At 67.8% G+C, this 6,000-nt stretch carries 6 protein-coding genes; all 6 read left to right on the forward strand.

Going from position 1 to position 6,000, the window contains the following annotated elements:
- On the forward strand, positions 1 to 1,052 hold a 1,052-nt coding region (locus ACR2JI_RS15305), incomplete at its 5' end, for an anthranilate synthase component I family protein (RefSeq protein WP_526391453.1).
- Positions 1,049 to 1,627, forward strand: coding sequence for a TIGR02234 family membrane protein (locus tag ACR2JI_RS15310; protein ID WP_526391455.1), 579 nt, complete (start codon positions 1,049 to 1,051; stop codon positions 1,625 to 1,627). The genes ACR2JI_RS15305 and ACR2JI_RS15310, both read left to right, overlap by 4 nt.
- A 103-nt stretch (positions 1,628 to 1,730) precedes the next feature.
- Entirely contained in the window at positions 1,731 to 2,549 is an 819-nt protein-coding gene (trpC, locus tag ACR2JI_RS15315) for an indole-3-glycerol phosphate synthase TrpC (protein WP_526391457.1), read from the forward strand.
- A 21-nt stretch (positions 2,550 to 2,570) separates the two neighbouring features.
- Positions 2,571 to 3,842, forward strand: coding sequence for a tryptophan synthase subunit beta (gene trpB / locus ACR2JI_RS15320; protein ID WP_526391459.1), 1,272 nt, complete (start codon positions 2,571 to 2,573; stop codon positions 3,840 to 3,842).
- A complete protein-coding gene (trpA, locus tag ACR2JI_RS15325; RefSeq protein ID WP_526391461.1) occupies positions 3,839 to 4,648 on the forward strand; it encodes a tryptophan synthase subunit alpha in 810 nt (269 codons plus the stop codon). The genes trpB and trpA overlap by 4 nt, the downstream gene beginning before the upstream one ends.
- Positions 4,645 to 6,000: prolipoprotein diacylglyceryl transferase (gene lgt / locus ACR2JI_RS15330; RefSeq protein ID WP_526391463.1), on the forward strand; the 1,356-nt coding region annotated here is incomplete at its 3' end. The genes trpA and lgt, both read left to right, overlap by 4 nt.

Genomic DNA, 6,000 nt, shown 5'->3' on the forward strand with positions numbered 1-6,000 from the left:
TGCTGGCCACCGACCTGGCCGCCGTCGACCACCACGAGGGCACCATCACGCTGATCGCCAACGCGGTGAACTGGAACGGCACCGACGACCGGGTCGACGAGGCCTACGACAACGCCGTCACCCGACTCGACGTGATGACCGCGGCCCTCGGTCAGCCGCTGCCATCCACCGTGGCGACCTTCGCCCGGCCCGAAGCGCGGCACCGTTCGCAGCGCACCCTGCAGGAGTACGGCGCGATCGTCGAGAAACTCGTCGGCGAGATCGAAGCCGGCGAGGCATTCCAGGTGGTGCCCTCCCAGCGCTTCGAGATGGACACCGACGCCGACCCGATCGACGTCTACCGGATGCTGCGGGTGACCAACCCCAGCCCGTACATGTACCTGATGCACATCCCGAATGAGGCTGGGGAGACGGCGTTTTCGATCGTCGGATCCAGCCCCGAGGCATTGGTGACCGTGCAGGACGGGTGGGCGACCACCCACCCGATCGCCGGCACCCGGTGGCGCGGCGACACCGAGGAGGAGGATCACCTTCTCGAGAAGGAGTTGCTCTCCGATGAGAAGGAACGCGCCGAGCACCTGATGCTCGTCGACCTCGGCCGCAACGATCTCGGCCGGGTCTGCGTGCCGGGCACCGTGCGGGTCGAGGACTACAGCCATATCGAGCGGTACAGCCACGTCATGCACCTGGTGTCGACGGTGATCGGTGAGCTGGCCGAGGGCCGCACCGCGCTGGACGCGGTGACCGCCTGTTTCCCGGCCGGCACTCTCTCGGGCGCACCGAAGGTGCGCGCGATGGAACTCATCGAAGAGGTCGAGAAGACCCGTCGTGGCCTCTACGGCGGTGTGGTCGGTTATCTCGACTTCGCGGGTAACGCCGACTTCGCGATCGCGATCCGCACCGCGCTGATGCGGGACGGCACCGCCTACGTGCAGGCCGGCGGTGGTGTGGTCGCGGACTCCAACGGGCCCTACGAGTACACCGAGGCCGCCAATAAAGCCAGGGCGGTGCTCAGTGCGATCGCCGCCGCCGAAACGCTGACAGCGCCGTGATCCGAATTGCCCAACTGCTGCTGGTGATCGCCGCCGGCGGGTTGTGGGCGGCCTCTCGGATGCGTTGGGTGTCGGTGCGGTCCGCCGACGGACTGGGCCAACCGAAGGCCATCGATCTGGTGGGTGCGACCTGGTCCAACGCGCTGCTCCCGCTGGCGCTGCTGCTGCTGGCCGCCGCGGTGGCCGGGCTCTCGGTGCGGGGCGTATGGCTGAGATTGGTCGCGCTGCTGGTCGCGGCGAGCTGCCTGGTTCTGGGATACCTCGGGGTGAGCCTGTTCGTCATGCCCGACGTCGGCCCGCGCGGCGCGGCACTGGCCGGCGTCCCGATCGCCACCCTGGTGGAGAGTCAGCGGTACCCGGCCGGTGCCGCCATCACCCTCGGATCAGCGTTCTGTGCACTGGTGGCGGCGGTGTTGCTGATGCGGACGTCGGCCGGGACAGTCCATCCGTCGGCCGGATCGGACCCGGTCGGCAGTGGGTCCGATACCCCCGGGGTCTCCGAGCGCGGGATGTGGGACGCCCTCGATGAGGGTCGGGACCCGACCGATGGCGACCCGACGGACCAGGGTCGGTGACAGGTGCCGACTGCGGTGCGGATACGCTTTGCAGGTCAACGACCGATGGTCTTGACAGACCGCGAATTGATCGTCCGAAAGCGCCCAGGGGGACCAACCCGTCATGAGTTCGGCAACCGTTCTCGACTCCATCGTTGAAGGAGTCCGTGCAGACGTTGCCGCCCGTGAGGCGCTGGTGAGCATGGCCGAGGTCAAAGCGGCCGCCGAGGCGGCGCCCGCTCCGCGCGACGTGATGGCCGCCTTGCGCAAACCCGGCATCGGAGTGATCGCGGAAGTCAAGCGGGCCAGTCCCTCTCGCGGGGAACTCGCTGCGATCGCGGATCCGGCCGAACTGGCCCGGGCCTATGAGAGCGGCGGCGCCAGGGTCATCAGTGTGCTGACAGAGGAACGCCGGTTCAAGGGCTCGCTGGCCGACCTCGACGCGGTGCGCGCGGCGGTCGAGATTCCGGTGCTGCGCAAGGACTTCATTGTTCGCCCGTACCAGATCCACGAGGCCCGGGCGCACGGTGCGGACATGCTCCTGCTGATCGTCGCCGCCCTCGACCAACCGGCCCTGGAGTCGCTGCTGGAGCGCACCGAATCGCTGGGGATGACCGCCCTGGTCGAGGTGCACACCGAGGAAGAGGCCAACCGCGCACTGCAGGCCGGTGCCCGCGTGATCGGTGTCAACGCCCGCGACCTCAAGACCCTGAGCGTGGACCGCAACTGCTTCGGGCGGATCGCCCCCGGGCTGCCGTCGAACATCATCCGGATCGCGGAGTCCGGGGTGCGGGGTCCGGCCGATCTGCTGGCCTATGCGGGAGCCGGCGCGGATGCCGTGCTGGTCGGCGAAGGCTTGGTCACCAGTGGTGATCCCCGGACCGCGGTGTCAGACCTGGTGACCGCCGGCGCGCATCCGTCGTGCCCGAAACCCGTCCGCTGACGTCCTTGCGGGTTTTCTGAGATGGCCGATACCTCCACACCCCACCTGCCGCGCACCAGCGCGGCCGTCGCCGAGTCGACCACCCATGACCCTGATGCCCGCGGGCATTTCGGCGTGTACGGCGGGCGCTATGTGCCCGAGGCGCTGATGGCGGTCATCGAGGAGGTCACCGCCGCCTACGAGAAGGCGCGCACCGACCAGACCTTCCTCGATGAACTCGACCGGCTGCAGACCCATTACGCCGGCCGGCCCTCACCGCTGTACGAGGCGTCCCGGCTCAGCGAGCACGCCGGCGGAGCGCGGATCTTCCTCAAGCGCGAGGACCTCAACCACACCGGCTCACACAAGATCAACAATGTGCTGGGTCAGGCACTGCTGGCCAAGAAGATGGGCAAGACCCGCGTCATCGCCGAGACCGGCGCCGGACAGCACGGCGTGGCGACCGCCACCGCCTGCGCGTTGCTCGGTTTGGAGTGCGTGATCTACATGGGTGCGGTCGACACCGCCCGCCAGGCGCTCAACGTGGCGCGGATGCGTCTGCTGGGAGCCACAGTCGTTGCGGTGGAGTCCGGTTCGAAAACCCTCAAGGATGCGATCAACGACGCGTTCCGGGACTGGGTGACCAACGCCGATCGCACCTACTACTGCTTCGGAACCGCGGCAGGACCTCACCCCTTCCCGATGATGGTCCGCGACTTCCAGCGCGTCATCGGTATGGAGGCCCGCGCGCAGATGCTGTTCCAGACCGGCAGGCTTCCCGATGCCGTTACCGCCTGCGTTGGTGGTGGGTCCAACGCGATCGGCATCTTCCATGCCTTTCTTGATGATCCGACCGTCCGGCTCATCGGTTTCGAGGCGGCCGGTGACGGCGTGGAAACCGGTCGGCATGCGGCTACCTTCTCCGGTGGAACGCCCGGGGCCTTCCAGGGCTCGTATTCCTATCTGCTGCAGGACCGGGATGGTCAGACCGTCGAATCCCATTCCATCTCAGCGGGATTGGATTACCCCGGCGTCGGGCCCGAACATGCTTTCCTCAAGGATCTCGGCCGCACGGAGTACCGCCCGATCACCGACACGGAGGCCATGGATGCTTTCGGTCTGCTGTGCCGGCTGGAGGGAATCATTCCGGCGATCGAGTCCGCCCACGCGGTGGCCGGAACGGTGAAACTGGCGGCCGAACTCGGTCCCGACGCGATCATCCTGATCAACATGTCCGGGCGGGGCGACAAGGACGTGGAGACCGCCGCCCGCTGGTTCGGTTTGCTCGACGGAGCGGGACCCGGGGCCTCATGACCGTCCAGCACAGTCCGGCCGGCCGGCTCGGGCCGATCTTCGACGCCTGCCGCGCCGAGGGACGCGCGGCGCTCATCGGCTACCTGCCGACCGGCTATCCCGATGTGGAGACCTCCATCGAAGCGATGGTGGCGATCAGCGCCGATTGCGACATCATCGAAGTCGGCGTTCCCTACTCCGATCCCGGTATGGACGGTCCGGTGATCGCGACCGCCACCGAAACCGCCCTGCAGGGTGGGGTTCGGGTGCGCGACACCCTTCGGGCCGTTGAGGCGATCAGCGCCGCCGGCGGCAATGCAGTGGTGATGACGTACTGGAACCCGGTGCTGCACTACGGCATTGACGCCTTCGCCCGTGACCTTGCCGCGGCCGGTGGTCTGGGACTGATCACGCCCGATCTGATCCCTGATGAAGCCGATCAGTGGTTGATCGCCGCTGAGCAGCACAATCTGGACCGCATCTTCCTGGTGGCACCCTCGTCGACACCGGAACGGCTGGCCCGCACCGTCGACGCCTGCCGCGGGTTCGTCTACGCGGCATCCACGATGGGGGTGACCGGCACCCGCGACGCCGTCTCCAACGCCGCGCCTAGCCTGGCGCAGCGGGTGCGGGAGGTCTCCGACATCCCGATCGGCGTCGGCCTCGGTGTGCGCTCGCGGGAGCAGGCGGCCGAGATCGCTCACTTCGCCAACGGTGTCATTGTTGGTTCGGCGCTGGTGTCCGCGCTCAGTGATGGGGTGCCCGCGGTGCGGGCCCTGACCGGGGAACTGGCCGCGGGAGTGCGAGAGAAGGTGCCTGCTTCGTGACGACAACGGTTCTTGCCTACTTCCCGAGCCCCACGCAGGGCGTCTGGTACCTCGGTCCCGTTCCGATCCGGGCCTACGCGTTGTGCATCATCGCCGGCATCATCGTGGCGCTGGTCATCGGTGACCGTCGATGGGTGGCGCGCGGCGGCGAGCGCGGAGTCATCTATGACATCGCTTTGTGGGCGGTGCCTTTCGGTCTGATCGGCGGCCGGCTCTACCACTTGATGACGGACTGGCGAACCTACTTCGGCGAGGGCGGTGCCGGCGTCGGCGCGGCGCTGCAGATCTGGGAAGGCGGCCTGGGTATCTGGGGCGCCATCGCGCTCGGTGGTGTGGGGGCCTGGATCGCCTGTCGTCGCAGGGGGATTCCGCTGCCGGCATTCGGAGACGCCGTCGCGCCGGGCGTCGTGCTGGCTCAGGCGATCGGACGGCTGGGCAACTACTTCAACCAGGAGTTGTACGGTCGGGAGACCACCGTGCCCTGGGGTATGGAGGTCTTCTACCGCCGTGATTCCTCCGGCGTGGTGGACGTCCACTCGCTGGACGGCATCTCGACCGGCCAGGTCGCCGCGGTCGTCCATCCCACGTTCCTCTACGAGCTGCTGTGGAACGTGTTGGTGTTCTTCTTCCTGATCTGGGCCGACCGGAAGTTCCGCCTGGGCCATGGCCGACTGTTCGCCCTCTACGTGGCCGCGTACTCGGTCGGACGGTTCGGGGTGGAGTTGATGCGCGACGACACCGCCACCCTCATCGCCGGAATCCGCATCAACGTCTTCACTGCGACGTTCGTCTTCATCGGCGCCGTGGTCTACATCCTGCTGGCGCCGAAGGGCCGTGAGGATCCGGCATCGTTGGAGGGCAACCGCGAGCCCGACCATGATGACGGCGAGTCGCCCTTCGAGGAATGGACCGAGGACCTGGTGGCCGCGGCCAAGAGCACCGGGATCATCGCCGCCGCTGCCGTGGCCGGCGAACATGAGCAGGAGGACGCCGTCGCCGTCGGCGACGCCGGCGTGAGCGCTGAGGACCTCACGCCGGATTACATCGCGGACGAAACCGGGGATGACACCGGGGACCAAACCGAGGACGAGACCGAGTTCGTCGAGACCGTCCAGGCCGAGGAACTGGCTGTCGAGACCGAGTTGGAAGCCGAACTCGTCGAACCTGAGCCGGAGCCGGCGGTCGCTCAGGACGATCAGACAGTGGTGGTCTACGAGACCACACCGGACGCCGAGCATGAGGCCGTGGTGGTCTACGAGTCCGAGTCCGAACCCGAACCCGAACCCGAACCCGAACCCGAACCCGAACCCGAACCCGAACCCGAACCCGAACCCGAACCCGAACCCGAACCC

The sequence above is a fragment of the Mycobacterium sp. genome (assembly GCF_051006775.1).
Taxonomy (GTDB): Bacteria; Actinomycetota; Actinomycetes; order Mycobacteriales; family Mycobacteriaceae; genus Mycobacterium.